The sequence below is a fragment of the Chryseobacterium sp. Mn2064 genome, from assembly GCF_049319685.1.
GTDB lineage: Bacteria > Bacteroidota > Bacteroidia > Flavobacteriales > Weeksellaceae > Chryseobacterium.
Map to the genome: position 1 here is coordinate 367,057 of NZ_JBMOUE010000002.1, position 26,274 is coordinate 393,330.

General features: G+C 35.5%; 33 protein-coding genes. 11 read left to right on the plus strand and 22 right to left on the minus strand.

Going from position 1 to position 26,274, the window contains the following annotated elements; translation table 11 throughout:
- Window positions 1–81 precede the first annotated feature (81 nt).
- From ACL9RH_RS08740 to ACL9RH_RS08770, 7 genes are all read left to right on the plus strand, one after another.
- The gene (locus ACL9RH_RS08740) at window positions 82–924 is read left to right on the plus strand and encodes a hypothetical protein (protein ID WP_422692976.1); all 843 of its coding nucleotides are present in this window, start codon (window positions 82–84) and stop codon (window positions 922–924) included.
- 10 nt (window positions 925–934) lie between these two features.
- The gene (locus ACL9RH_RS08745) at window positions 935–1,192 is read left to right on the plus strand and encodes a hypothetical protein (protein ID WP_422692977.1); all 258 of its coding nucleotides are present in this window, start codon (window positions 935–937) and stop codon (window positions 1,190–1,192) included.
- Window positions 1,193–1,318: 126 nt separating this feature from the next.
- Window positions 1,319–2,356, plus strand: coding sequence for a hypothetical protein (locus ACL9RH_RS08750; protein ID WP_422692978.1), 1,038 nt, complete (start codon window positions 1,319–1,321; stop codon window positions 2,354–2,356).
- A gap of 166 nt (window positions 2,357–2,522) precedes the next feature.
- Window positions 2,523–3,161, plus strand: a complete 639-nt coding sequence (locus tag ACL9RH_RS08755; RefSeq protein WP_422692979.1) for a Crp/Fnr family transcriptional regulator — start codon at window positions 2,523–2,525, stop codon at window positions 3,159–3,161.
- 52 nt (window positions 3,162–3,213) lie between these two features.
- Entirely contained in the window at window positions 3,214–4,203 is a 990-nt protein-coding gene (locus ACL9RH_RS08760; protein WP_422692980.1) for a catalase family peroxidase, read from the plus strand.
- 22 nt (window positions 4,204–4,225) lie between these two features.
- Window positions 4,226–4,465, plus strand: a complete 240-nt coding sequence (locus ACL9RH_RS08765; RefSeq protein ID WP_422692981.1) for a hexameric tyrosine-coordinated heme protein — start codon at window positions 4,226–4,228, stop codon at window positions 4,463–4,465.
- Between the two features lie 231 nt (window positions 4,466–4,696).
- A complete protein-coding gene (locus tag ACL9RH_RS08770; RefSeq protein WP_422692982.1) occupies window positions 4,697–5,431 on the plus strand; it encodes a hypothetical protein in 735 nt (244 codons plus the stop codon).
- 325 nt (window positions 5,432–5,756) lie between these two features.
- Here ACL9RH_RS08770 and gcvP read toward each other — a convergent pair whose 3' ends face one another.
- Entirely contained in the window at window positions 5,757–8,615 is a 2,859-nt protein-coding gene (gene gcvP / locus ACL9RH_RS08775) for an aminomethyl-transferring glycine dehydrogenase (protein ID WP_422692983.1), read from the minus strand.
- Between the two features lie 486 nt (window positions 8,616–9,101).
- On the opposite strand from gcvP, the gene ACL9RH_RS08780 reads away from it, so the two are divergent.
- Window positions 9,102–9,251: a hypothetical protein gene (locus ACL9RH_RS08780; protein ID WP_164723264.1), complete on the plus strand. Its 150-nt coding sequence runs from the start codon at window positions 9,102–9,104 to the stop codon at window positions 9,249–9,251.
- 1 nt (window position 9,252) lies between these two features.
- On the opposite strand, the gene ACL9RH_RS08785 is transcribed toward ACL9RH_RS08780, so the two are convergent.
- From ACL9RH_RS08785 to ACL9RH_RS08885, 21 genes are all read right to left on the minus strand, one after another.
- Window positions 9,253–9,900 (minus strand): J domain-containing protein, encoded by a 648-nt coding sequence (locus ACL9RH_RS08785; protein ID WP_422692984.1) that lies wholly within the window; start codon window positions 9,898–9,900, stop codon window positions 9,253–9,255.
- Window positions 9,901–10,273: 373 nt separating this feature from the next.
- Window positions 10,274–10,915: an alpha/beta hydrolase gene (locus ACL9RH_RS08790; RefSeq protein WP_422692985.1), complete on the minus strand. Its 642-nt coding sequence runs from the start codon at window positions 10,913–10,915 to the stop codon at window positions 10,274–10,276.
- A 158-nt stretch (window positions 10,916–11,073) separates the two neighbouring features.
- On the minus strand, window positions 11,074–11,331 hold the full coding sequence (locus ACL9RH_RS08795; protein WP_422692986.1) for a hypothetical protein: 258 nt from the start codon (window positions 11,329–11,331) through the stop codon (window positions 11,074–11,076).
- Between the two features lie 91 nt (window positions 11,332–11,422).
- Complete coding sequence (locus ACL9RH_RS08800) at window positions 11,423–11,755, minus strand: hypothetical protein (RefSeq protein ID WP_422692987.1); 333 nt, start codon at window positions 11,753–11,755, stop codon at window positions 11,423–11,425.
- A gap of 12 nt (window positions 11,756–11,767) precedes the next feature.
- The gene (locus ACL9RH_RS08805) at window positions 11,768–12,322 is read right to left on the minus strand and encodes an RNA polymerase sigma factor (RefSeq protein ID WP_422692988.1); all 555 of its coding nucleotides are present in this window, start codon (window positions 12,320–12,322) and stop codon (window positions 11,768–11,770) included.
- Between the two features lie 212 nt (window positions 12,323–12,534).
- The gene (locus ACL9RH_RS08810) at window positions 12,535–12,993 is read right to left on the minus strand and encodes a DoxX family protein (RefSeq protein WP_422692989.1); all 459 of its coding nucleotides are present in this window, start codon (window positions 12,991–12,993) and stop codon (window positions 12,535–12,537) included.
- Between the two features lie 80 nt (window positions 12,994–13,073).
- Window positions 13,074–13,517, minus strand: a complete 444-nt coding sequence (locus tag ACL9RH_RS08815; protein ID WP_422692990.1) for an SRPBCC family protein — start codon at window positions 13,515–13,517, stop codon at window positions 13,074–13,076.
- Between the two features lie 47 nt (window positions 13,518–13,564).
- On the minus strand, window positions 13,565–13,993 hold the full coding sequence (locus ACL9RH_RS08820; RefSeq protein ID WP_422692991.1) for an SRPBCC domain-containing protein: 429 nt from the start codon (window positions 13,991–13,993) through the stop codon (window positions 13,565–13,567).
- 115 nt (window positions 13,994–14,108) lie between these two features.
- On the minus strand, window positions 14,109–14,975 hold the full coding sequence (locus tag ACL9RH_RS08825; RefSeq protein ID WP_422692992.1) for a VOC family protein: 867 nt from the start codon (window positions 14,973–14,975) through the stop codon (window positions 14,109–14,111).
- 361 nt (window positions 14,976–15,336) lie between these two features.
- Window positions 15,337–15,594: a hypothetical protein gene (locus ACL9RH_RS08830; protein WP_422692993.1), complete on the minus strand. Its 258-nt coding sequence runs from the start codon at window positions 15,592–15,594 to the stop codon at window positions 15,337–15,339.
- A 17-nt stretch (window positions 15,595–15,611) separates the two neighbouring features.
- Window positions 15,612–16,025: an SRPBCC family protein gene (locus ACL9RH_RS08835; protein ID WP_422692994.1), complete on the minus strand. Its 414-nt coding sequence runs from the start codon at window positions 16,023–16,025 to the stop codon at window positions 15,612–15,614.
- A 76-nt stretch (window positions 16,026–16,101) separates the two neighbouring features.
- The gene (locus tag ACL9RH_RS08840; RefSeq protein ID WP_422692995.1) at window positions 16,102–16,533 is read right to left on the minus strand and encodes a VOC family protein; all 432 of its coding nucleotides are present in this window, start codon (window positions 16,531–16,533) and stop codon (window positions 16,102–16,104) included.
- Window positions 16,534–16,650: 117 nt separating this feature from the next.
- A complete protein-coding gene (locus ACL9RH_RS08845) occupies window positions 16,651–17,427 on the minus strand; it encodes an alpha/beta fold hydrolase (protein ID WP_422692996.1) in 777 nt (258 codons plus the stop codon).
- 3 nt (window positions 17,428–17,430) lie between these two features.
- A complete protein-coding gene (locus ACL9RH_RS08850) occupies window positions 17,431–17,955 on the minus strand; it encodes a DinB family protein (RefSeq protein WP_422692997.1) in 525 nt (174 codons plus the stop codon).
- 189 nt (window positions 17,956–18,144) lie between these two features.
- Complete coding sequence (locus tag ACL9RH_RS08855) at window positions 18,145–18,606, minus strand: hypothetical protein (RefSeq protein ID WP_422692998.1); 462 nt, start codon at window positions 18,604–18,606, stop codon at window positions 18,145–18,147.
- Window positions 18,607–18,639: 33 nt separating this feature from the next.
- Window positions 18,640–19,050 (minus strand): VOC family protein, encoded by a 411-nt coding sequence (locus ACL9RH_RS08860; protein ID WP_422692999.1) that lies wholly within the window; start codon window positions 19,048–19,050, stop codon window positions 18,640–18,642.
- Window positions 19,051–19,085: 35 nt separating this feature from the next.
- Window positions 19,086–19,493, minus strand: a complete 408-nt coding sequence (locus tag ACL9RH_RS08865) for a VOC family protein (RefSeq protein ID WP_422693000.1) — start codon at window positions 19,491–19,493, stop codon at window positions 19,086–19,088.
- 79 nt (window positions 19,494–19,572) lie between these two features.
- Window positions 19,573–20,163 carry a Crp/Fnr family transcriptional regulator gene (locus ACL9RH_RS08870; protein WP_422693001.1) on the minus strand — a complete coding sequence of 197 codons (591 nt, stop codon included), beginning with the start codon at window positions 20,161–20,163 and terminating at the stop codon, window positions 19,573–19,575.
- A gap of 217 nt (window positions 20,164–20,380) precedes the next feature.
- On the minus strand, window positions 20,381–21,592 hold the full coding sequence (locus ACL9RH_RS08875; RefSeq protein WP_422693002.1) for a DUF763 domain-containing protein: 1,212 nt from the start codon (window positions 21,590–21,592) through the stop codon (window positions 20,381–20,383).
- Between the two features lie 57 nt (window positions 21,593–21,649).
- Complete coding sequence (locus tag ACL9RH_RS08880; protein WP_422693003.1) at window positions 21,650–22,054, minus strand: glyoxalase superfamily protein; 405 nt, start codon at window positions 22,052–22,054, stop codon at window positions 21,650–21,652.
- A 41-nt stretch (window positions 22,055–22,095) separates the two neighbouring features.
- Entirely contained in the window at window positions 22,096–22,443 is a 348-nt protein-coding gene (locus ACL9RH_RS08885; protein ID WP_422693004.1) for a VOC family protein, read from the minus strand.
- Between the two features lie 284 nt (window positions 22,444–22,727).
- On the opposite strand from ACL9RH_RS08885, the gene ACL9RH_RS08890 reads away from it, so the two are divergent.
- The 3 genes from ACL9RH_RS08890 to ACL9RH_RS08900 all read left to right on the plus strand — a co-directional run bounded on the left by ACL9RH_RS08890 (window position 22,728) and on the right by ACL9RH_RS08900 (window position 26,274).
- Window positions 22,728–23,648, plus strand: coding sequence for an aldo/keto reductase (locus ACL9RH_RS08890; protein WP_422693005.1), 921 nt, complete (start codon window positions 22,728–22,730; stop codon window positions 23,646–23,648).
- A gap of 270 nt (window positions 23,649–23,918) precedes the next feature.
- Window positions 23,919–24,785 (plus strand): helix-turn-helix domain-containing protein, encoded by an 867-nt coding sequence (locus ACL9RH_RS08895; protein ID WP_422693006.1) that lies wholly within the window; start codon window positions 23,919–23,921, stop codon window positions 24,783–24,785.
- 118 nt (window positions 24,786–24,903) lie between these two features.
- The gene (locus tag ACL9RH_RS08900) at window positions 24,904–26,274 is read left to right on the plus strand and encodes a TolC family protein (RefSeq protein WP_422693007.1); all 1,371 of its coding nucleotides are present in this window, start codon (window positions 24,904–24,906) and stop codon (window positions 26,272–26,274) included.

The window sequence follows — 26,274 nt, forward strand, 5'->3', positions numbered from 1 at the left end:
TTCATGAATTTATGTATACAATTCATGGGAAATTCATAAAAATATAATACATTTCAAAAAACTTTTACCCTCAGCCATTCTATGAAAAAACCACTTCCATTATTTATTCTTTTCTTGTTTCTCATTAACTGTGGTCATAAACATCAGTATACCGACAAAAATCACATCACCGAAAAGGAAGAATCAAATACCAAGAACGTTTTACAATCTGAATATCTATCCGATTACCCGGTAATTAAAGACTCAGCGAAGTTTATTACGAATCTTCGGCAGACATTTGATCTTTCTATTACTGAAAGTCTGGATCAGCAGAAAAGCGAAAAAATCACATTCTTTAAAAAAATAAAAATAAATGGTTCAGATCAGGATTTCTATCTCATAGAATATGATTGGATAACAGGCCCAACAGCTGAATATCCTTGGAAATTCCAGATAATATTAACAAAGGAGGGAAAGCTTGTAAAAAAGTTATATGCACAAAGATTCGAGCTTGTCCATATCTTCCCACAACAAAACCCTTTTTTATTGACAGTATCATCTACAGGAAAGGGAAATGGGGGACATGATATTTATAAGATGACAGCAGATTCTATGGAGAATGTTTATGAAGGAAAAATCAAAACATATGATGCTCATCAAGACAACAAAGTTTACGAGCCTAACGAGTTAAAATTAACCATTAAAGACTTCAATAATGATGGATTCAACGACGTTGCATTTTCAGGAAAAACAGTACTGATTCAGGGATTAACGCCACAAGGAGACTGGTATGACTCTGAAACCATTAACGGTAAAGAAGTCAATTATTCCGTTGATCATCCTTTCAAAAAAATTCCTGTAGAATATATTTTTCTTTATGATAAAAAAACAGGACATTTTAAGGAAAAGGAAAACTATACCGAGAAATATCATCTATTCGAATAATAATATACCCATGAAATATATCTTTCTTATCATCACCATTACAATACACTTCTCTTTAATCGTTTCTTTACAATTGTTAGACGGTTTTGAAATCATTATTGGGATTTTTATAGCCTGTCTTCTGGTAGGTGCTTTGCTTTACTTTTTAAAATCTGAAAAACTTTTATCCTTCAAAAATTTGGGTTTTGGTCTTTTTTATGGATCTCTAATTTCTCTAGTAAGCACCATTGGCTTTATGATATGGCTTTCTTATAATTTCCCCATTTAAAAGCAGGTAAAAAAATACTACCCCTTCCCCTTACAAAATATCTCACTTTAGAAATCACAGATATTTAATTTTAACAAAACATATTTTTGCAACTATTAACCGTACAATATTAAAAATAACATAAGAATGAACAGAGAAGAACTTGATAAACTTGTAAAATATCAAATTATTACAGATGCATTTGACTATGAAGGACTCGATCCAGATATTGTAGAGAACTATAAATACTTTGAATATAGATTTAATGAGTTATTTACTGAAAAAGCTAATCAGTTTAAATTAAAAGATTGCCATTTTGTTATTAAAAATAATTCTTACTGCAATGCTTTCGCAAAAACTGTAAAGGGGTATAATATAATAGGTATTACAACTGGATATGTTGTTCAGATGCGTAACATATTTAATCAGAAGAACATTATGCATATATTATCAATTGGATTAATAAGTGATCAACAACTTTTAGACGCATATGGCAATTTATACAATCTTGAAAATTTCGAACTTAATAAATTTATGCTTAACTGCTCAATACAGTTTACTTTCAGCCATGAGCTTAGACATATTCTTCAATTTAATAGTTCAAAAATATCTGTTGACAATTACAGAAACGAAAATTTAGATCAGTCTACATTTGAAATAAAAAAACATGTATGGGAATTTGATGCAGACAGAACCGCTTCATTTGAAGTGATGAAATATATTTTTGAAATGAAAAGAAAACATAAAATTAATGATGATAACATATTCAAATGTATGCTATATACCGGTTTAGGCAGTATTTTTATAACAAAAACTTTTTTTTATTTCAGGCTTGAAACTTCAAAACTGAATTTGAATAAAATAGATTTTTATACAAAAAAATATTCTCACCCCCATCCTATTGTAAGAATATTTAATATTATTGATTACTTTTATGATAATATAGCAGATTTTTTTCCCAAATTAAACATTACAAAACAGGATCTTCTAAACAATGCATTAGGAATTATAAAGTTGTACTTTTCATATTATCAGTCTAATCAAAACATCATAGCTGAAATATTCAATGATATAGATAATCATTTAAATGAAATCAACGATTATAATGAAGAACTCTTTGAATTTGCCATAAACGACATATCAATTGTAAACTTACTAAACGCTTCCGGAACCAATTTTCAATAATCTTCCACGATGAGTATTATACAAAACTGATTAAAAAAATAAAAGGTCTTTTGACATGAATGTACCTTACTTAAAATGATAGTTCTAAAAACAATAAAAAACACAAATCCCACTCAATATTGAGTGGGATTTGCTATATTCAACATTATAAACTTTGCTCCGATCTATGAACAACACCAATATTCTTGAAAAATGTCTGCCCAATTTTGGCAAGGAACTTATCTCGGAAATCGAAAAATTCGGAATAATAAAAGAATTCCCCAACAATGATTTTATCGTAAAACAGGGACAATTGATCCGTTATCTCCCTATTGTTTTAGAAGGCAATGTAAAAGCGTACAGTGAAGAAGATGGTATGCAGTTTTTGCTGTATTTTATTCAACAGGGATCTTCCTGCATCTTTAGCTTTGTACACCTTTTCAATCAAAACCCTATTGACTTTTCAGCTATTTCGGAAGGAAAATCTTCTATTCTGCTTATTCCTATTGACAAAGCCAAAGAATGGCTCATTCGCTATCCGTCATTCAACAACCTTATCATTAATGAATTTCAGAAACATTATAATGATTTGCTTCATACCACCAAACAGATCGTCTGCTATAAACTTGAAGACAGACTTTGGAGTTATTTACAGACAAAAGCAAAGGTTTCCAACACTCACGAGCTTGCCATATCTCATCAAAGCATTGCTGACGATTTGGGAACAACAAGGGAAGTCATTTCAAGACTGATGAAAAAAATTGAACTGGATAAAAAGCTAGTACAAAATAATAGAAAAATAAAGTTATTGATCAGTGACTTTTGATACTCATATCAAAAACATTCACTTCTACTTTTGTGGCATAAAATAAACAAATATGAATCAGTACTTAAGTATAAACATCAAAACGCTTGTTTTTGCAGCCACTATTTTAACAGCCACAGAAATGCAGGCTCAAACAACTTCTACTCCACAGCAAATGGTAGATGCGCTACACGGCACTTTTGGAAAACATGACAATGCAAGAGCTGTACACGCAAAAGGAATTATTTTACAGGGAATATTTACTCCGGGACCTGAAGCTAAGAAAATCACCAAAGCTATTCATTTCCAAAATAAATCCACCCCCGTTACGGTTCGTTTTTCAGATTTTACGGGAATTCCAAGCATTTCAGATACCAATCCTTTATCAAATCCAAGAGGACTGGCCATTAAATTCAATATAGAAAACGGACAAACCACTGATATTGTAGCCCACAGTTACAACGGTTTTCCGGTAGCCACAACAGATGAGTTCAGACAGCTATTACAAGCCATCTCTTCAAGCGGACCTGATGCTGCCCACCCAACAGCTCTGGAACAGTTTTTTGTAACACATCCTATTGCAAAAACTTTTTTAACATCACAAAAACCTGCTACTACAAGCTTTGCAACCCTATCGTATTATGGCGTAAACTCCTTTAAGTTTATCAATCAGAAAGGGAAATCAACATTTATCAGGTATCAGTTTATCCCCGTAGAAGGCGAGCACTTTTTAACAAAAGAAGAATTATCGAAATCAAGCGATGATTATTTATCAGAAGAAATTAAAAAACATATTGCCACAAAGCCGGTTCAATTCAAACTATATGCACAAATTGCCGAACAAGGCGATGATATCAGCAATCCGTCCATTGCGTGGAGCGACAGCAGAAAAAGGGTTCTTTTGGGAACAATCACCATCAAAACATTAGGAGACAATAGTGTAGAAGGTGACAAAAAGCTTTCTTTTATTCCGAATCATATCACAGAAGGCATTGAAATTGCTGATCCAATGCTTGAGGATCGTTCAAAAGCCTATCCGATCTCTGTAAAAGAACGTCAATAAACTATCATAAAAAACAAATACAATGAGTGAACCTATTCAATTAATCCCGAACAATTCCCTAATCACAAAAACCCCTGAAGAAGGAAGACAACTCGCCGTAAAAATGGCCAGACTGATTATTAAAGTAACACAGCCCGATGCTGCCATTCGCGAAAAGCTACGTCCGGTGTATGCAGACGACGCATCTATGTTGATCGCTATCGGACAAACCGTAGCTACAGAATTTGCAACCATTGCCGCTGCCAACAATTATTGGAGATAAATTCAAAGATTAAAAACCAACAATTAAAAACAGATCCCTTTCATGAGTCATGAAAGGGATCTGCTATATCCATCAGAAACTTTACATGGACCAACAATCCAAGATCTCCCGAATTTGAAAACCTCCCCAATTCAACCCTATTTTTCAGGTATAAAAAAATCAATATAAATCCATTCCCATTCAAAAAAAAATATAAATTTGTTACAGACAATTAAAAAACACAAATGAATTATGGCATCACTACATGAAACAGGCCACGCACGAAATGTAGCCCACTTCCAGACTTTAATAGAATTCGTAAAAAGCTATTCCAACGCTTACAACCCCTCAAAACCAAGCCTTCAGCTCCCCGCATTACAGGAACTAAAAGCTTCCGCCGACAGTACCTTACAAGAAGTACTCGCAAAAAACACCATCTACAATACTAAAATCAATGAAAGACTAAATGCCTTCATCAATTTAAAATCCCTCTCTACCCGTCTCATTAATGCAATACAGGCTACCGATGCCACTCCGGGAATCATCAATGACGCCAAAGCCTACAACAGAAAAATACAAGGTAAAAAAGCAAAAACCCCAAAAGCAACAGATACTTCCGATAAAGAGACCGCCAAAACAATCTCCACCAGCCAGCAATCTTACGACCAGCAGATACAACATCTCGTAGGCCTCAAAAACGTACTGGAAGCAGAACCAAGCTACTCGCCCAATGAAGACGATTTAAAAATTACCACCCTCAACAGGAAAATTATCGATCTGCAGGAAAAGAATACCGCAGTAGCAACCGCCTATACAGCCGTCAGCACTTCCAGAATCAAAAGAAATCAGACCTTATATACCGGTGAAAACGGAATTTTCGAAACCGCAAAAGATGTTAAAAAATACATCAAATCTGTTTTTGGAGCCACCAGTCCGCAATTTCTACAGGTAAAAGGATTACCATTTAAAAAGCCCCGTTTATCCTAAAAAAGACTTCTTTCCACATCAAACAGATACCTGGAAAATTCATTTAGAATAAACACTATTGCAAAAGGATATTTCCAGACAACCATTAGAAAACAAGAAGATGCCGTTTAGAAGATACCAGTAACAGGAAGATTTTTAACAACCTCCATGAGAATAATAAGACCTTCCAAAAGAAAAAAACCTTCCTCCGGAAGATATATACCATATGCTGCTTTGTAAAATATAAAATCACTCCGCTTTACAAAATCGATCACTTTGCGACACCTTGGAAAACAAAAATCCCTCTCATTACTGAAAGGGATTTTTTATAGTTAAAAAACTGAGATTACATGTAAGCTTCAATAGGCTCACAAGTACATACTAAGTTTCTGTCTCCGTAAGCTTCATCTACTCTCGATACAGAAGCGAAGAATTTGTGGTCTCTTACCCACTCTAGCGGATAAGCTGCCTTTTCTCTGCTGTATGGTTTATCCCAAGAATCAGAGATCACCAACTGTTCTGTGTGAGGAGCATTTTTCAATACGTTGTTAGCAGCATCTGCTTCACCATTAGCAATTTCGTCAATCTCTTTTTTAATAGAGATCAATGCTTCTGCAAAACGATCAATTTCAGACTTGCTTTCAGATTCCGTAGGCTCAATCATCAAGGTACCTGCAACAGGGAAAGAAACCGTTGGAGCATGGAAACCATAGTCCATCAATCTCTTCGCTACATCAGCCACTTCAATTCCTAAAGATTTGAACTGACGGAAGTCTACGATACATTCGTGAGCTACTCTTCCATTCTCATTTGAATATAAGATTGGGAAATGCTCTGCTAATAATTCTTTCAAATAGTTAGCATTCATGATAGCGTGACCTGTAGCCTTTTTAAGACCTTCAGTTCCTAACATTTTAATATAAGAATAAGAAATGTTTAGGATCAATCCTGAACCGTATGGTGCTGCAGAAATACCGTCGATCGCATCTTTAGATCCGATTCTGATATTAGCATTAGAAGGAAGGAATGGTACCAAGTGCTTAGCAACACAGATTGGACCTACTCCAGGACCTCCTCCTCCGTGAGGAATGGCGAAAGTTTTGTGAAGGTTTAAGTGACAAACGTCTGCTCCAATATTTCCAGGACTTGTAAATCCTACCTGAGCGTTCATGTTCGCACCATCCATATATACCTGTCCTCCGTGTTCGTGGATCAGGTTGGTAATTTCTTTAATATTAGCATCAAAGAATCCGTAAGTAGACGGATAAGTGATCATTACAGCAGATAAGTTTGCTGAATGCTGCTCTGTTTTAGCTTTTAGATCTTCGAAGTCGATTTCACCGTTTTCAAGGTTTTTCACCACTACGATTTTCATTCCTGCCATTGCTGCAGAAGCCGGGTTCGTTCCGTGAGCAGACTGAGGGATCAACACTACATTTCTGTGATCGTCTCCTCTTGAAATGTGATACTGTCTGATCACCATTAATCCTGCATACTCTCCCTGAGCTCCTGAGTTGGGTTGAAGAGAAGTTCCTGCAAAACCTGTAATTTCTGCTAAATCTTTCTCCAGCTCACGGATCATTTGCTGATATCCTTCAGCTTGGTTAACCGGTACAAATGGGTGAACAGCTCCCCAGTTTTCCCATGAAAGCGGTAACATTTGAGTCGCAGCGTTCAGTTTCATCGTACAAGATCCTAAAGAAATCATTGAATGTGTCAACGATAAATCTTTTCTCTCAAGACGCTTGATGTAACGCATCAATTCTGTTTCCGTATGATATTTGTTGAATACTGATTCCGTAAGAATTTCGTCTTTTCTAAGATTTTCTTCTGGAATAGAGTATCCTTCTTTGATCTCTAATTTGAAAGTCTGCTTATCTTTAAACTGAGCAAAAGAAGCCATCAGAACATTCAATTTCTCCAATGTTGTACTTTCATTGATCGCAATACTTACTACACCTTCCGTAAAGTAATTAAGGTTGATTCTGTGATCCTGCATCATTCTCATCAATCTTCCCTTCTCATCTTCACCCATCGTGATTTTTACAGTATCGAAGATCGGCTCTTCTACAGTCTGATACCCTAATGCTTTAAGACCGTTGTTCAAAGCATTTGCTTTAAAGTGGATCTGATCCGCAATATAGTTTAATCCTTTTGGACCATGATATACAGCATACATACCTGCCATTACAGCTAAAAGAACCTGTGCTGTACAGATGTTAGACGTTGCTCTTTCTCTCTTGATGTGCTGCTCTCTGGTTTGTAAAGCCATTCTCAGGGCACGTCTTCCGTACATATCCTGAGAAACCCCGATGATTCTTCCAGGGATATCTCTTTTATAATCTTCTCTACAAGCAAAGAAAGCTGCGTGAGGACCTCCATATCCTAATGGAATACCAAATCTCTGAGTAGTACCTACCGCACAGTCTGCACCCATTTCAGCCGGAGACTTTAGCTTCACCAAAGCCATTGGATCACAAGCTACAGCCACCTGAAGGTCAAGTTTTTTATATTCTACGATATTTTCAGTATAATCCAGAACAATTCCGTTTTTACCAGGATACTGTAATAAAACTCCATAATAAGAAGCATCAAAAGCATGAGTGTTGTGATCTCCTACTAAGATTTCAATTTCTAATCCTTCTGCTTTGGTTTTCAGTACAGAAACAGTCTGAGGTAAAACAAGGTCAGAAATGAAGAATTTGTTAGCATTTGCTTTTTTCTGGTCTTTTGTTCTGTTGTTGAAGAACATATGCATTGCTTCAGCAGCAGCAGTAGACTCATCCAATAGCGATGCATTTGCTAATGCAAAACCTGTAAGGTCGCATACTACAGTCTGGAAATTAAGAAGAGCCTCTAGTCTTCCCTGTGCAATTTCCGCCTGATAAGGAGTGTAGGCAGTATACCAGCTAGGATTTTCAAAGATATTTCTCTGAATAGCCGATGGCAAAAGTGTATTGTGGTATCCGAACCCGATATAGCTTGTATAATCAGTGTTTTTTGATGCCAGATCTTTTGAGTGATTCAACATTTCGTACTCCGAAAGCGGTGCTGAGATCTCAAGATCTTTTTCTAAACGGATAGAAGAAGGAATGGTCTGAGAAATTAACTCTTCAATACTAGAAACGCCAAGTTTCTCCAACATCGCCTGCTTATCGGCTTCATTCAAGGAAATGTGACGGCTCACAAACTGTTCTGTATTCATTTTTATTTATTAGATTTTGTTTGTAAAAAGATGGGTAAAATTACAATTTTTTGGATGATTGTACAAGAGTATAAAACGGGTGATAATTCACAAATGATTTAGTGAATACTGACACAATAAGTGTTTAATAAGCTTTACATAGTATTTACTGTATTTTATTGAATCATTGAATTGATTTTATCAATAATATTCAAAGATATCATGCATCTAACAACAATAAGACACTTAATAATTAATTAAAAATATTACAAAACTTTACATTCTATTAAAATATTTAAGAAAGCTTACCCGTAAAAACAGGATCATTTCGCTTGTATTGAGATCATAAACTGAAGCGTCGAAAATGGAAAATTCAGCTGTCAATTTAGGGTGGTTTTCCATTCAAAATGGATCAGTGAATGGTTGTCTCCAACGCTACTCATCAGGGTTTAAGAATTTTATGAAATTTTATTAATTATATTTATTCTAAATTAATATATTTGCAACATGAATATGATTGTCCCATTTAAAGTACCGCCATTGGCTCCTTACTCATTCAATAACGAAGAGATGTTCTGTGAAAAGAAATCTTGCTGTAAAAAATTCAAAAAAGGGAAAAGATGTAAAAAATGCCCGGGAAGAAAGAAAATGGCTTAGATTAGCTGAAATTTCTGATTAGCATATATACAGCAATCACTAAGATAATAATTCCCCAGATCAGCATCATTATTTTGGGCTGACCAGATTTATTAATTCGCGTGCTGGGCTGTGGCTTAAACATTTCTTCTACTGAATTTTTGAATTTTTCAGTATCATTTTCAAACACTTCGGTAATAGTAATTCCCTGAACAACGGTTTTGTGTAGCAGAGAGTTGGTTGCATGAAGCAAAAGCTGGAATTTTCCGTCCTTAAATTCTGTGATCTTAAAGATCCTCTCTCCGTAAGGCTTTTCCAGTCCGAACGGTAATACTTTCACTACATCGGCATTGCTTGTCTGCCAGCTTATGATGATCTCCTCTCCTTTTTTCGCATGAATTTTATTGGCCGTAAAAGTCTTTATTGCAGGGGGAATATTGTACCTGAAACTTCTCTGATGACTTTCTAAGTTCTGATCGTACGCCTTTCTTCTTACATGATCACTCAATGTTTCATAAGCTTCCTGAATTTCACGGAAACGGTCTGCAAAGAAATCATCATTATCATTTTTATCAGGATGATATTTTAAGGAAAGCTTTCGATACGCTTTTTTGATGTCTTCTTCTGAAGCATCCTGAGAAATCCCGAGAAAATAGTAGTAATCTTTCATTAAGCAGTACAAAAATAAGGATTTATTTTCCTTTGTGTTGGATATTTATAACAAAAGTTTTGGCATAAAAAGGGGTTAAAAAAAATAGTTTTCCTGTCATTGTGAACCAAGATGAAGGAATATCAATGTTATCTATAAAACTGTTAGTTGGAAAACGCAAAGACGCTAAGGTTTTTACAAACTGAATTCCTTTAAGACGCAAGGATTTTATCTCCGATAAAATTATACTTCTCTAAAAATAATATGAATAATTCACCGGTATTTTTGTCATTCCGAGCAAAGCAAGGCATCTCAACATTATCTATAGAAAACACAAAGAAGCTAAGGTTTTTATAAACCGAATATTCCATTATTTGCAAGCTACAACTATAACTTATTTTCGATAAATCCAATCTTTAGTTGGGGCAATCCAATCATTGAGAGTTCTAAACAGAAAACCATGGTTTAGCCCTGTATTAAGCTCTATTTCTTTGAAATCTTTAATTTCAGACCTGGTAAAACGTTGCTCCTGCGACATCTGTACGTGCCCTTCGTCTGTTTTTTCAGTAATGGAAAGTATTTTCCCATATAATCTGAAGTTTTTATCTTTTTCTAAGGAATCCTCTTTAAAAGTAGCTCCTATAATTACAAATTTCAACTGTGAATTTTTTTCATAAAAGGATACATACTGAGCGATATAACCTCCCTGAGACGTTCCTACAACGGTAATATGATTCGCTGCAATTCCTTTTTCTATAAGACTGTCTATTTGTTTTGTTATTTTAAGAGCATACACTGAGGGCTCAGTATTAGCTTTTCGCTTTTCAGAAATAACAACGCTATTTTCACTTTTGAGCTGACGAAGTATAGACTCATATTCCGCTACTCCATATTTCGGATGCTTATCGGTAAAAGAATGGTCTTCCAGGAATTTATTATGCAAAAAGAAAACATACTGCTTATCTTGAGATTTCTGCCCAAATACTATTGCAGAGAAAAATAACATTGCTGCAATCGAAATGTTTCTAAGTTTCATGAGAGTTAAAATAATTATTTAGAAAATAAAGAAAAACAAATTTAGTACATAAATATGTTTTACGGTCAAAGAAAATCGGTTTCTTTGATAAAAAAAGGGTTCCGGGAAGCTTTGCTTCCCGGAACCCTTTTTAACAATTTCAATTTAGTTTTTACTTTTTATGCTTCGCAGGTATTTTCTTTTCTGCAACATTTTGAATGGAATTCTTTTTTAAATTTTCCTTTCAGCTCCTGATATTCTTCATCATTCATTTCTCTGATTTTATCTGCTAATCCGAAAGGGGATTTTTCTTTGATTCCATATTCATCAAAAATACCTTTGATAAATCTTTTTCTTTGTACTGCTTTTTTAGCGATTAAGGCTACACCAACTACGGCTAATGCTCCTAGAGCTCCTTTTAATGCTGAATTTTTCATTTTTTCAAAATTTTAAATTTTACTACTTCTTGTTTTTTATAGAGACGAATGAATTTTAATTTTACTTTACTACTTCTTTAAAATCTTTAAATTATTCGTTATTTCTGTTAAAGAATCCGCCGGAACATTTATTTCTCCAGACTTCTTTAAATTTCTCTTTTTCTTCAGGCGACCAGCCTTCCATTCTCTGTCTCATTTTTCTTTCTTTAAAGTCTCTCATTCCTTTTCCGAAATGGAAACCTCCAAAAAGAATTTTGCTTAACACCAATATTCCCATCGCCTGCCAGAATGTGATGGTCTTCACTCCTAAAATTTCAGGAAGCAGACAATTCCACAACAGCATGACTACCCATGTAACTGCGGCGAAGATCAATGGCGGACATAACAATAAAAAAATCCAGCCCTTTTTGTGTTTATAATTCATAATTTCTTTTTACTAACTTTTTAAATCTTCGTATAATTTTCTCAATCTGTTTCTTAAATGCTTCACAGCATAGTTTTTTCTACTGATGATGGTCTTGATGTTTTCTCCCTGTTCATCGGCGATCTCCTGGAGGGTTTTGTCGTTGAGTTCGTTTTCTACGTAGACCAGCCTTTGTTTTTCGGGAAGTTCATCAAGAGCTTCAAACAGTTTCTTCCAGATCTCATCCTGAAACATTTTCACTTCAGGACCTGCACTTTCATCCATCAGTAAGATATCTTTGATGGAAAAGTCTCCATCTTCATCTTCGTAGACAAAATCTTCAAGATTTTCTGTTTTCTTTTTCCGGTAACGGTCTGTAATTTTATTGGCCGTTACCCTGTACAGCCAGCCTCCTACATTCACAATCTCAGAAAGATTGGTAAGACTGCTGAACTGATACCACACTTCCTGCAGAATATCTTCCGCATCTTCTGCATTTTTCACTTTAGGACGAATATACGACATCAGCTTCCCTCCGTAATTGGAAACGGTTTGTGAGATGATATTTTCTTTCTCCTTCTGTGGCATTGTTATTTTTTCGACAACCTCCATATTGATATGACGGCTATCCTTTTGGTTTTACTTTAATAAATTTAAAATATTTTTCCGGAATTTCAATTTTTCTTTTATTCATCGGCTTTTTATTTATCGTTTTTTTAAAAGCTTTCTTTTCCTCTACATGCTATATGAAGAATCCATAAATAAAAAAAGTCAGCCCATTAATTGGCTGACTTTTTACTTTAGTCCAGATAAATTCCAAAATACCAGGTCCATAAAATAAGGATAAGTTGCATGGGAATTCTCTGATTATAGAGATAATTCATTCCCGGCCCACTACGATTGGCTTTAAAAATATTAATTCTTTTTTTGGATGAGTTGACATTGGCAACAAATACCAATATAAAAAAGATGATCAGCAAAATGGCTGTAAGCTCCCGAATTTTTGGAATCATCAGCCCAATTCCAGCTGCAATTTCTAAAAAGCCGGTAAAGTATACCCAGAACAATTTTCCCGGAATATAATCAGGAATCATCATAGTCATCCCTTTCTGGAATTTAAAATGAGAAAAACCGGTAAATAGTATAAATAAAGACATTCCCAGATTTCCCGAGAATACATAATTAGGGGTTCCGTGAAGTAGAAATGTTGCCAATAAGGCTAAGATAAAGGTAGCAAATGGAATTATTAATAATTTCATATTTTGGATTCTTACTATAATGAAACCTTACAGGCTCTGAAGACCTGTAAGGTTATATTTTTTGTTTACGATAAAAGGTTTTACAAATGATTTTCGGCCATGTTTTTCACTAATTCAAGGCCTTTTTTAAAACCAGTATCCATATGATCCTGCCATTCTTTTTCGACTTGAACTTCTGTATGAAGTTTGGTTTTTCCTTCCAGATTGGTCAGAAAATATTTTTCAGAGCATCCGCTCCATTCCATTACTTCTTTGCTGTGGGTGTCTTCTACTCCATCTTTAATCATTCCCAAATGTTTAAAAACAACCTGATTGGGCTCATCCAGACTGTCTATGGTAGAGACCATTCCATCTCCTTCCTGGTTGAGAAAATAAGTTTTACCTCCTACTTTCCAGTCGGATTTCATAAAAGACTGAGGTCCAAAATACTGTGTCCATTCAGTATAGCTTTTCGGACTCCAGAGAATGTCCCATACTTTTTGTAATGGGGCATCAATGATAGTTTCGTAAGACAGCGTTTCCATATTTTTAATTTTTGTGATCGTGATATAGTGTTTGGTTGTGTGTAAGTTTAAAGCTGGTTTTCTGAAAGGTGTTTTATAATCAGAAGAGCTTTTGGAAATTTCTCCTCAAAGAAATCTTTAAATTCTGCTGGGGACTTAATTTCTGCTTTCAGCAACGTTCCTTCGTCATATTCTTCAAGGAAGTAAGACTCAGTTGCCTCTCCCCAATTCTGAGGGACTTCAATACCTTCGTAGATCTCACCCAGATGCAGAAATTTTATTTCTTCATTAGGAACTACCTTTTCTACACGGCTGTACATGCCATTATTTTTAGGATCGAGAAACTTGATGATATTCTTTTCTTCAAGCGTACCTTCATAAAAAGATCCTTCCGTAAAAGCCGTTGTCCATTGTCTATAGGTAATATCTCCCCAAAGTACACTCCATACTTTTTCAGGTTCTGCATTAATCTCGATTTGATATGATAAATGTTCCATGTTTTTATATTATGTGATGAATAAAGGGTGTTCAGATCATAGATTTTGTGACCGTTTCTGTGATCTTGAATAAATATCTTCAATGAATCATATCAAAGAATAAGCCGAAATAGGTTTAAGAGTTATAAGCATCTTCCAAATCCTGTATAATAATCTTCTGCATTTTCATCATAGCCTGTACTACTTTGTAGGCTTTTTCCTGGTTAGAATCATTCATAAGCTGGATTAATCTTTTAGGAACAATCTGCCAGCTAAAGCCATATTTATCTTTCAGCCAGCCACACATACTTTCTCTTCCGCCCTCTGCTGTAAGGGTATTCCAGTAATGATCTGTCTGCTTCTGATCGTCTGTCATCACAACCATTGAGATTCCTTCATTGAAATCGAACTGATGATCATAAGAATTATCCATACAGAATATACTGTAATGATCAATGATAAAATGAGCGTGTTGAACATTCTCAGCCGGTTCCGGGCTGCTGTGTCCTTCGCTTCCGGCACCGTATTCTAATATTTTTCCAATGCTTGAGTTTGGGAAAGTACGGGTATAAAGCTCCATAGCTTCTTTCGCTTTTCCATTATTCTGATGAATAAACATCATGGTAGGAATAATTTTCTGATCGCTGGCTTTTTCTCCCAAAAATAGCTGCCAGGTTACCCCATATTGGTCACGAACCCAACCATATTTTTTACTCCAGGAATATGAACCCAGCTCCATCAAGGCCATTCCGCCATCTAAAAGCTGATCCCAATATTTCTGCACTTCCTCTTCGCTTTCACAGATCACCATGAAAGAAACGGAAGCATTTTTTTCGAATTGCGGGCCGCCATTCAGTAACATTAGGCGTTGCCCAAACAGGTCAACATTCATGACAACAGGCGTGTCTGCTGTAATTTCACCGCCGAAAACTTTACAGTAAAATTCTGCGGATTCTTTAGCGTCTCCGTCATACCAGAGACATGGGAAAATATCGTTATTCATAAGTTTTAATTTTAATTGTGATCTGTACATTGGATTATTCTCCAACTGTTGATAAGCGGGATCAATTATACGCAATTATTAGCAACTTTTTGCGTATTTTTCTAAGATTAGATTTTTCACGATTTTTAATTGGTAAGAAACAACCAATTCTAGTTTGAATATTTCTGCCAGAAGCTAAAATAATTCAGCAAACTGGCAATATTGAAAATAAGAAACTGAAGGAGCCCCCCTCCTAAAACATATTTATGTAGTCTATTTTCTGGCTAATATATCGCAAAGGAGAACCTTTACCTTTGTATTGAAAGAGGTTTACCCAATTTAAACACAAAGGCACCAAACAATTTTCTCCAATTCTATGTTTTTATGATTCCTTAAAAAAAACCTGGCGTTCTTTCATATAATTTTTCAGTTTCACCATTGTGTTTTTTCCGAAACCATGAAGCTGCATAATTTCTTTTTCAGAATAATCACACAGTTTGTCCAAAGAATCTATTTTTTCTTTTTCCAAGGCTCTTCTTGCTGCTAATGTAATGACTCCGTAAAGAAATCCGTTTTGAAGGTCATAGTTGACAGCATAGATAGAATTCAGACTCTTTGACATGATTACTAAATTGATCATGACTACAAAAAATATTTTTAATGATTCTCAACGTACTTGTGAAAATTATTAAGAATGCCATACCAGCCTTCTCGCTGCATTTCCACAGAATTTTGTTTTTCCGGATCGAAAATTTCGGTAACTTTTGTGGTATTCTCGTCTATCTTATCAAAAATTACCTTTACTTTTCGCCCATCTTCCATATGATATTTTATGACTTCATGGGGAACAACTTCGTCATAAATTCCTTCAAAATCGAATGCGAAGCTTTTATCTTTGGCTTCCATTTTATTTTTGAATTTTCCTCCTACTTTAAGATCGTTTTCAGAACTAGGGCAATGCCAGCTTTCGTGGGCAAAGTTCCATTTTGTAATATGCTTAGGCTCGTTGAAGTAATTCCAGACCTTTTCTACCGGTGCTAAAATTGTAATGTCTATCGTAATTGGTTCCATAGTTCAGTATTTTGATGATTGGTAAAAGAGTTGCCCAAAAGATGGGCATCTCTTCATAATTGAGTTAAATATAAGATTATTTTGTGTATTCTTCATTATAATTTACCATCCAATGAACACCATATTTGTCCTGAAAACTTCCAAAATAGTCTCCCCAGAACTGATCTTCAATGGGCATTTCTATATTTCCACCTTCAGAAAGTCCTTTAAAAATTCTATCGGCTTCCTCTCTGGAATCCGGGAAAATAGATACGTAATTATTGTTTCCTACGGTAAGAGTTTGCCCAAATCCAGGAACAATGTCTGAAGCCATAAGCAAATCATTCCCTATAGGCAAAGCGATGTGCATTACTCTGTTTTTTTCTTCTTCGGAAAGACTTTCTGTTCCCGGTGCATTTCCCATTTTGTGAACTTCTCCTACAAAGTCACCTCCAAAAATAGATTTGTAAAAATTGAACGCTTCTTCAGCTGTTCCGTCGAAATTTAGGTAAGGATTTAATTTAGCCATGATTTTTAATTTTAAATATTAAAGATTATTGTATTATATAAGATGTTCTTATGGGATAATTAAAGATTGAATGGATCAAACTTTATATTTTTTATTTCAGATTACTGTTTTAAGAGTTTATTGGGTAAGGAATTTTTCTACTTCCTGAGTAGTGAAATTGATCAGATTTACATCAATGCTTCCATCAAAATCGGCCATCATATAAGAACCATGAGTAGCAGGGAGAATCATAAGTTTTGAGTTTTCTACCAAACGCCACATTTCCACAGTATGTTCCGGTTTCATGACATCTTGATCTCCACTGATGAATAATGCTGGTGCTTTTATAGATTGTAAAACTTCATCGTCCCAGTCTTCGAAGGTCTGCATCCTTTTGCAGTCTTTATCAAAGAGATTTTCAAGTTTCGAAAAGTCAGGATTAAGATTTAAAAAATTGATTTTGAATGCTTCCGGCATAGATTCAAAAGTGGCTTCCATCATTCCTTCAAAGAAACCATCTATCATTCCGTCCTTTTTATAAAATGCTGAAGCTACGACCAGTTTATCTACCCGTTTCGGATAATGATGAGCAATCTGCATTACAGTATTACCCCCATTGCTGAATCCCCAGAATGAAGCTTTCTCAATATTGATTTCGGCTAATAGAGCGGCAACATCGTGGGCATCCTGTTCAAATGTTTCAGGAATATCGCGGTGCTCACTACGACCATGATTTTGAAGATCGATTCCAATCAGTCGGAATTTACTTTGCAGACGTTCAATCACTTCCTCAAAATCATACAGAATCGAAGATCCGCCACCATGAATAAGCACCAAAGGTTTTCCAAATCCGTAAATCTCGTAATACAGCTGGATTCCGTTTACCTTTTTATAGCCTTTTTCTACAGGATTCATGGGTTAATATTTGAGGGTTTCATCCACGTCATATTTCATTCCCGGATAGTCTAAAATTTTGCGCATCAAACCTATCTGCCCACAGAGATAGTCCTCACGTCCGATACACATTCCTGCAAAATTGAGCTTGGTTTCTTTAACGTAAGGGATGTTCATTCCTATTTCAAATATCTCTTCCAGCTCTTCATCCGTAACTTCCAGCAGTCTCTGGTATATTTTGGGAGAAATTTCATGAAAATTTTTCTTCAGTTCTTCTAAACTTGGATATTTTTTAGTCTCATTTAAAGCTTTCCCCTGAAAAAACAATTCGCTGTAAGGGTCCTCATCTTTCAAACCCAGAACCCAGCCCAGACTGTATCGCATATTGACGAAATTACCGGCCATCCATACAATATGGTTGGTTTTATTTTCAATTCTTTTCAGTGCATCTTCTTCCGAAATACCTTCCAGAACATTCATAAAGCTTTGGGAATGCATTCTGTAAGCCGGAGTAATGACTTCTATTTTTTTTGATTTTGGTGTGTCCATTTTTAGTTTTAATTAAAGGTTATTGGGTTGGAGAAACGCAAAGGCGCTAAGAATTTTATAGACTATGTGTTTTTTTTAAGACGCGAGGATTTTATCTTCGATAAAATTTTCCTAATCTAAAAGATAGTGCCAATATTTCGACGGTATATTTGACATTCCGGACAAAGCGAGAAATCTAAGGATAACACGTTATTTTATAGCTCCAGGTTTTCCTAAGATTCTTCGGAGATAGCCTAACTGTCCGCTGTGGTATATTTCGTGAAGGCTTAATGTGGAGATATCTTTTATCTTTTCGGAATCAAAACTTTCAAGAGAACTCAGCTTCGTGATAAGCTTATCTTGAGATTGTTTTAAATACGATTTTAACTCTTCAAAACTGATCAGCTCATCTTTCCTGTTCAAAGGAATTTCGTCTCTGTTATAACAAGAGAATTTCTCTCTGTCCCAAACAGATTCTTCATCAAGAATATTCAGGAAAGCATTTCGGATATAAATGAGATGTCCCAGAATCCAGTTCATACAATTGGCTTCCCCATTAGGAAAAATCATTGATTCTTCGTGGGTAATGCCATCGATATTCAAAGTAATGACGTAGTATGTACTCTCTACCTGATTTTTTATTAATTCTATATCATTTGATTGTGTTTTCATAGAATAAGATGTAATAGAGTGAATGAACGCAAATTATTCTGAAGGCATTTGGGAAATATCTCCATACATCACCTCCCACTGGTGTCCGTCAATATCAGCAAAACTACTTTGATACATCCATCCGTGATCCATAGGTTCACTGTATTTTGAACCTCCGTTTTCCAGAGCTGTTTTTACCATATGATCTACTGCCTCACGGCTATTCAGGCTTATGGTAAGAAGCACCTGTGTAGTATCTCCTTTAGCAAAAGGTCTGTTGGTAAAAGTCTGAAAAAAATCTTCTCTCAGAAACATTCCATAGATATGATTTTCTTTCATGATGACACTTACCGCCTGATCATTTGAAAATTTCTCGTTGATAGAAAAGCCTAGCGCGGCCCAGAATGCTCTTGTTTTCTGTACGTCTTTTACAGGTAAATTGACATAAATTTCGTTGATACTCATTGTGTAAATTTTAATCTTCTTTTTTAGTCAAAATATTATTCCGTTGGCATTTGAGAAATATCTGCATAAGTAATATTCCAGCCATGTCCATCAAGATCCCAAAAAGAATTCTGATACATCCATCCGTAATCCTGAGGTTCTTCATGTTGCCATGCTCCGTTTTCTACAGCAGCATTCACTACTTTATCCACTTCCTCGCGGCTATCCAATCCTACCGCTACAATTACCTGACTTGTATTTTCTTTGGCAACAGGCTTATTGGTAAAAGTCTTAAAATATTCTTCCTGCAAAAACATCACGTAGATGGTATCATTCAACACAACGCAGATGGCTTTTTCGTCCGAAAACTGTTCATTAATAGAAAAGCCCAACTTTGTCCAGAAATCTTTTGTTCTCTGAACGTCTTTTACCGGAAGGTTTACATAGATTTGATTGACTTTCATTTTTTTGTAATTTTTAGTGTTAAACTTGTATTCAAAATTACCAAGGCAGGATGAAAATCAACTTGTCATAAGGCAAGATTTAATTTTTCTTGGGATGGGAAACCAATTCTTTACGGATTCGGCTCAAAGAAGTATCGGTAACTCCCAGATAGGAAGCGATTTGCTTCAACGGAGCAAACTGTACAACTTTAGATTTCTGTTCCAGGAGATTAAGATATCTTTTGGTAGCAGAAAGGGTAAACATTTCCACAGATCTCTGTTTGTAGGCAAAAAGTTCTTTAGACATCCATAATCTGCCCCATTCTCTAAGGTTGGGAATTTTGTGAAAGAGTTCCTGAAAAGTATCGTAATCCAGCTTCCAGCATTCGCAATCAGTAATACAGATTATATTTTCCTGAGACGGAACACGCTGAAACATGGAAAGAACTTCAATAATGACTTCATTTTCTACAAAAAAATGCGTGGTTACTTCATTTCCATTAAAGTCATTCACGAATGAACGGGCCAATCCGCTGTCCAGAATATAGTATTCATTTGCTGTTTTCCCTTCTTCCAGGATAAAATCACCTTTCTGGAATGATGTTTTTTCGTGAGCATTAAATATTTCTTCAAGCTCTTCCTGCATAAAGAATGGAAAGTCATAGCAGACTTCTAAGGATGTAGTGGTCATTGGTGTCAATTTTTTTAAGGCTTTAAAAATAAAATTTTAAATTGAATAAAGGCCATAAAGACTAAACAAAGTCAATTAGTCCTAGAAACAATCCATCTAAAACACTTCTACAAAAGATATTTTGGCAAACCGGAAAAATTAAACAAACATTTAACAATTATGCTTTTTGTAAAGCTGTTAAAGATCAATACAACAATGAAAAAGATGTTCTCCTTCTTTAAAATAACGATAGTTGGATTCCTTGTGAAGAATCTGGTTTCCGGGCATCTCCAAAGACCGTTTTCCCTCCGAATTGCCATGAATTCTGTCTCTCTTCTTCAATAATCTCCTGTATATCAAAATCCGGAGTAAAGTCTTGCTCAGCCTTCGCTACAATCTGATGAAGTTTATTTAATGAATTCAGTTTATCAGAATTTCCAAGTTTTGATTTTTCAATTCCTTTTCTGAGAATATAGATACTTTCGTCATAAGTATGAGTAGGTACTGGGAAAGGATGACCGTCTTTACCTCCATGAGCAAAGGAAAATCTTGCGGGATCAACAAATCGGGATGGCGCCCCATGAATAATTTCACTCACCAAAGCCAAAGACTGCATGGTTCTTGGTCCTACGCCTTCCAGCATCAGCAGATCTTCAAAATTTTGAGGCTGCTGTTCTCTGGTAACATATAAAAGAGCTCCTAAGCGTTTCAAATCTACATCAGATGCCCTTACATCATGATGTCCCGGAAGAATCAGTCTTGAAAAATCTTTCATCACTTCTGCGGAATCGGTATGAGAAATATCTAAGATTCCTTTTCTGTTTTCTGAAGCTTCAGCATCGGTAAGGTTGAGTATTTTCCCTCTCGAAACACCATTAATTCCGGTGTGTGGTTCTTCTACAAATGATTTTATATTTTCTGAATGCCAGTGATAGCGGCGTGCAGTTCCATCAAACTCGTGCATTCCCTGTTGAATTACACTCCAGTTTCCATTATCTGAAAGAATAAAATTATGAAGATAGAGCTGATAACCGTCCTGAATAGCCGTATTGTCTACTTTGGCGGACAATTTACTGGCTTTTACCAATTCGGTTCCGTTTAAACCCGTCTGATCGGCAATTTTAATAAGTTCCGATGGCGTTTCTCTGGAAAATTTTCCTTTTCCTCCACAAATGTAAAGTCCCAATGATTTTGAATGGGGATTGATAGAACGTTTCAAGGCTCCCATCACAGAAGTGGTGATTCCTGAAGAATGCCAGTCCATTCCCATTACAGCACCAAAACTCTGAAACCAAAACGGATCTGCCAAACGGCGGAGTACTTCATCTTTACCGTAATCCATCAGAATCACTTCTACAATGGAAAGCCCAAGAATAGACATACGCTCATACAGCCATGGCGGTACTTTGCCATAGTGTAGCGGTAAATCTGCAGTTCCTGAACGTTTCATCTGTAAGTTTAAGGTAACAAAGTTAGTCTTAATATTTCAAAACAATTATGATCTGAATTAATAAGAAGAAGAGAAAGCAAGGTCTTTGTGTTTAACCTCATCAAATTGTTCTTCGAATGTGATTTTGTTTCCAAAAGGATCTATAACGGTGAAGGATACGGCTCCATAAAATGTTTTTTCAAGCCCGGGACGGTTATATTTGTATTGTTTATCAATCAATTCTTTATGATATTGAGGCACACCTTCTCCCCAAACGGCCACATGGGTTCCCGGTGTTCCGTCTCCATGATGTTCGCTTAAGTGGAAAATTATATTTTCTCTTTTTATTTCCATGTAAACGGGTGTATTTTCATCAAAATAATGTTCCCAAACAATTTCAAAACCCAACCAGTCTACATAGAATTCTTTTGTTTTCTGATAGTCAAATATTCTTAGAATAGGAATAATACGATCTGCTCTCATGATATTGTAAAGTAAAGTTTGTTTTTTATCTGCCGAAATGCCTATAAATGCTGCAAAATATTGATTAAATTCCCCAAAGGATCTTTAACAAAGAATCTTCGAACTCCCCATTCTTCATCCGTAAGTTTATAAACGATCTCAAAACCTTCTTGTTGCATTGTATGATAGATTTGATCAACATTATCCACTTCAATAGAAAGATAAGGAACTTCTGTATAATTTCCACCCTGCTCAGCAAAACTAAGTTGTACGCTCATTTCTTCTTTATTGCCAAGCGTTTTGATCCATCCATGATCCATCAACACATCCAATTCAAGGATATCCTGATAAAAAAGATCTGCCTTTGACAGGTCAGCTGCCTTTATATTGGCTACAATTCTTTTTACCATAATACAGAATAATAGTTAGATGATTTAAAAATAGGAGTTCCTTCACAAAGATAAAATGGAAAATTGAATTCCGTACATGTTAAGTACCACAAAAACAAAATTTTATAGAATACTTCAAGGTAAAAAAAGCTTTTCGTTTTAAACAGATCAAAATTTTAAAATAAGCTATTTCGACGAATATTGGGGATATTTGGTCTAAATAACGTTACTCTTTTAGTCAGAAATTTGTCCCAGATATTTCGATCAGTAGAAAACGAAATGTAAAAAAAAAAAAAGAACTTATTATGTCTTACAAAAATAATATACTTCATATGCCGGCTTTAGGAGTAGGTACCCTGATTCCGGATCCAGAAACGACAATTACTTCCGTAAAATATGCCTTGGAGGCTGGATTCAGACACTTTGATGCCGCAGAACGTTATAGAAACGAAAGTGAAGTGGGCAAAGGATTAAAAGAAGGATTAAAAGCCAACAATATCACCCGAAACGACATTTTTGTTACAACCAAATTATGGAATACCAATCATCGTCCTGAACGTGTAGAGCCAGCATTGGATGCAAGTTTAAAAAGATTACAGCTGGATTATGTAGATCTATACCTCATTCATACTCCATTTGCTTTTCTGCCTGGAGAAGAACAGGACCCACGAGATAAAGAAGGGAACATTATATATGATTATGACGTTACTTTATACGACACATGGAAAGCAATGGAACAATTGGTTGAGAAGGGAAAATGCAAAGCGATTGGGCTTTCAGATGTGAATATTGACCAACTCGAAGAGATCTACGAGTCTTCAAGAATCAAACCTGCAGCCATACAGATAGAATCTCACCCATATCTTCCCGAAACAGAACTTCTGGAATATTGTAAAGAAAAAGGAATTACGTTTCTGGCCTTTGCTCCTCTAGGACATGGAATAAAACCGGGATTACTGGACGATCCCATCATCACAGAAATCGCAAACCAGAACAATACAACCTCAGCACAGGTGCTTTTGGGATGGGCTGTTCAACGTGGCACAGCCTTACTGACAACCCCCAAAACATTAGAAAGAGCAAAGGAAAATTTCAATATTGCTAAACTTTCTGAAGAAGAAATGAAGAAAATAAACAGTATCGAGACCCGACAACGTTACAATCAGGTTGTAAAAACAGGTTCTCCCGGTTTTATTCCAAAGAATTTTTTTGATGTAAAAAGCTAATTTTTAATAGATATTCGTTATTCGCAAGCATCTGTTTTTGATTTCAAAAAGTTGTTTGAAGTTTTATAGTTGTTTATAGCAAAGACTTAAATTATATAAAATATTTTAATGTCTTTGCTATTTTTAAAACACAACTCGTTCAACTTCAAAGCTAATATTCTTAAGATTTACCACTGATTGTATAATCCCCGAACTAAAACTTTTTTATCTTTGTTAAAGAACATTTAGCAAGAAAAAAGAATAATGTTATAATGTATCCTATAACAGCCGATGAAAACTTTTTCACTTTCTGCGCACAGCAAACTTTTTTCGGTTCCGTACAGTAAAAAAGACTATCTGTTTGTAGAGTCCACCAACCAACCATATCACGAAGAACCTTATCGTGCAGAAAGCTATGCTATTGTATATATAAAAGAAGGAACAGTAAAGCTAAATGCTGGATTGTCATCCTGGGTCGCGCACGGGCCTTCTGTCATCACCTTAGGACCGGAAGTCATCCGGTATTTTACCAAAACCAGCGATCTTTTAAACATGGATGTCATCTTCTTTAAAGAATCATTTTTGCTGGAAAAGTACGCTGATCTCTTCTTTCTTTTCAAATATGATTTTTTTGGAAATAACGGGCTTCATGTTTTACCCTTAAAAGATTCTTACCTTTCAAAAGTCAAGAGAATTTTTGAATTGATTCAATTAAGCCAATCAGGACATGATTATCATGAAAACGAGCTTATCCGCAATTATATTTTTGCTCTGGTGTATGAAATAGATTCTTACTACAGGCATCTTGGATCGCATACCCAGTCTTCCATAAGAGGCCAGCACCCTCTCTTTTCAAAATTCAGGAAATTACTGGCTCTGAACTATATGCAGGAGCATAAGCTAGACTTTTATGCAAAACAGCTTTTTCTTACGCCAAAATCTTTATCGGCAGCCATAAAAAAATACACAGGAAGACCAGCCGGAAAATGGATTGATGATGCCATCATTCTTGAATCTAAAGTTCTACTTCAAAACAAAACACTTTCTGTATCACAAATTACAGACATTCTCAATTTCTCTGATCAATCGGTTTTTGGAAAATTTTTCAAGGCCAATACGGGGCTTTCTCCTATTGATTACAGAAAGCAATTTGATTAAAAAACTGTTTTTTCAACGATTTTAGGTGAAGCTATTCCGACGAATAGTCAAGAGAAACTGTCGACTTTTTTCTATGGCTTTGTGAGAACTTTGTCCTATAAAAATTCAATCTTAATTCATGACAAGATCAGCACCTTATCCTCTATTTTTTAATATAAAAAGACGATTCTATTTTATATTAACCCAATGTTTTTCTCTAGTATTTCCAGTGGCTGGATTTTCTCAGGATAACCTGACAGAAAAATATAACCTTTCTCTTGAAGAGGTTATCCGCTTTGCAAAAAAGCAGAATAATTCCGTACAGGCTGCCCGCTATGAAGAACAGGCTGCACTTGAAGATCAAAAAGATATTGATAAAGCGGCTTTACCCAACGTGCAGGTAGGAAGTTCTTATCAACGCTTTTCGAATCTTACTTTGTTTACAGATGGTTTAAGTCATTCAGATTCCGGAGCCAGAAAGCCGTCATCCAATTCGGCTAATTTGGGAATCGAAGCCACGTTCAATATTTATAGTGGCGGCAAACAGCGATCTCTACAGAAAGAGCAACACACACGATTAAAGCTCGCTCAAATAAATACCATGGATTTATCTGGAAATACGGCTTTTTATACAGCAAGCCAATATCTAGAGTTGATCAGACTGAATGAATTACAGAAATTTATCTCGGATCAGCTTAAAAGAGCTCAGATAAGACTGGAAAATATTCAATCATTGTATAAAAATCAAAAAGTAACGAAAAGTGATGTTCTCAGGGCACAGGTAATTGTCTCGAATGTTGAACTTTCTTTACAGCAAAATCAGAATGATATTGCCATTGCCAATCAGAAATTAGTTGTGGCCATGAATCTTCCGGATTCTATCACCATTATTCCTACAGACTCTGCCGGGGTTGAAAAACCTGAAGTAGAATCGCTGTCCTCTCTTATTGAAAAGGCTGAAAACTCAGCATTTATTGTCCAGAAATCAGGCGAAAATATTGAATTGCAACGTACAAGACTAAAAACACTTCAAAGTGATACGATGCCTTCTTTGAGTTTTTACAGTTCATATGGATTGAATTATCCTAATTATTTATTCTTTCCACCTGTAGACCAAGCATATTCCATTGGTTTTGTAGGATTAAAACTTCACTACGATATTTCATCTCTTTATAAAAGTAAAGACAGGATAACTGCCGCTAAATTACGTGTAAAGGAGCTGGAACTGATTCAACAAGACCATCGCAATAGTGTTCGTTCAGAAATCAAAGCTTATTACATCAAATACAACGAAGCCCTCAACCGAATTTTTGTGAATGAAAAATCGGTAGAACAGGCAAAACTGAATTATAAAATTGTAAACACGAAATATTTAAATCAACTTTCTCTCTTAACGGATTTACTGGATGCAGATCATCTCTACCAGGAATCCAGACTGAATCTGGTAAGCGCGCAGACAGAAGCTCTGAGAATTTATTATCATATTTTATATACAAGTGGAAATTTATAA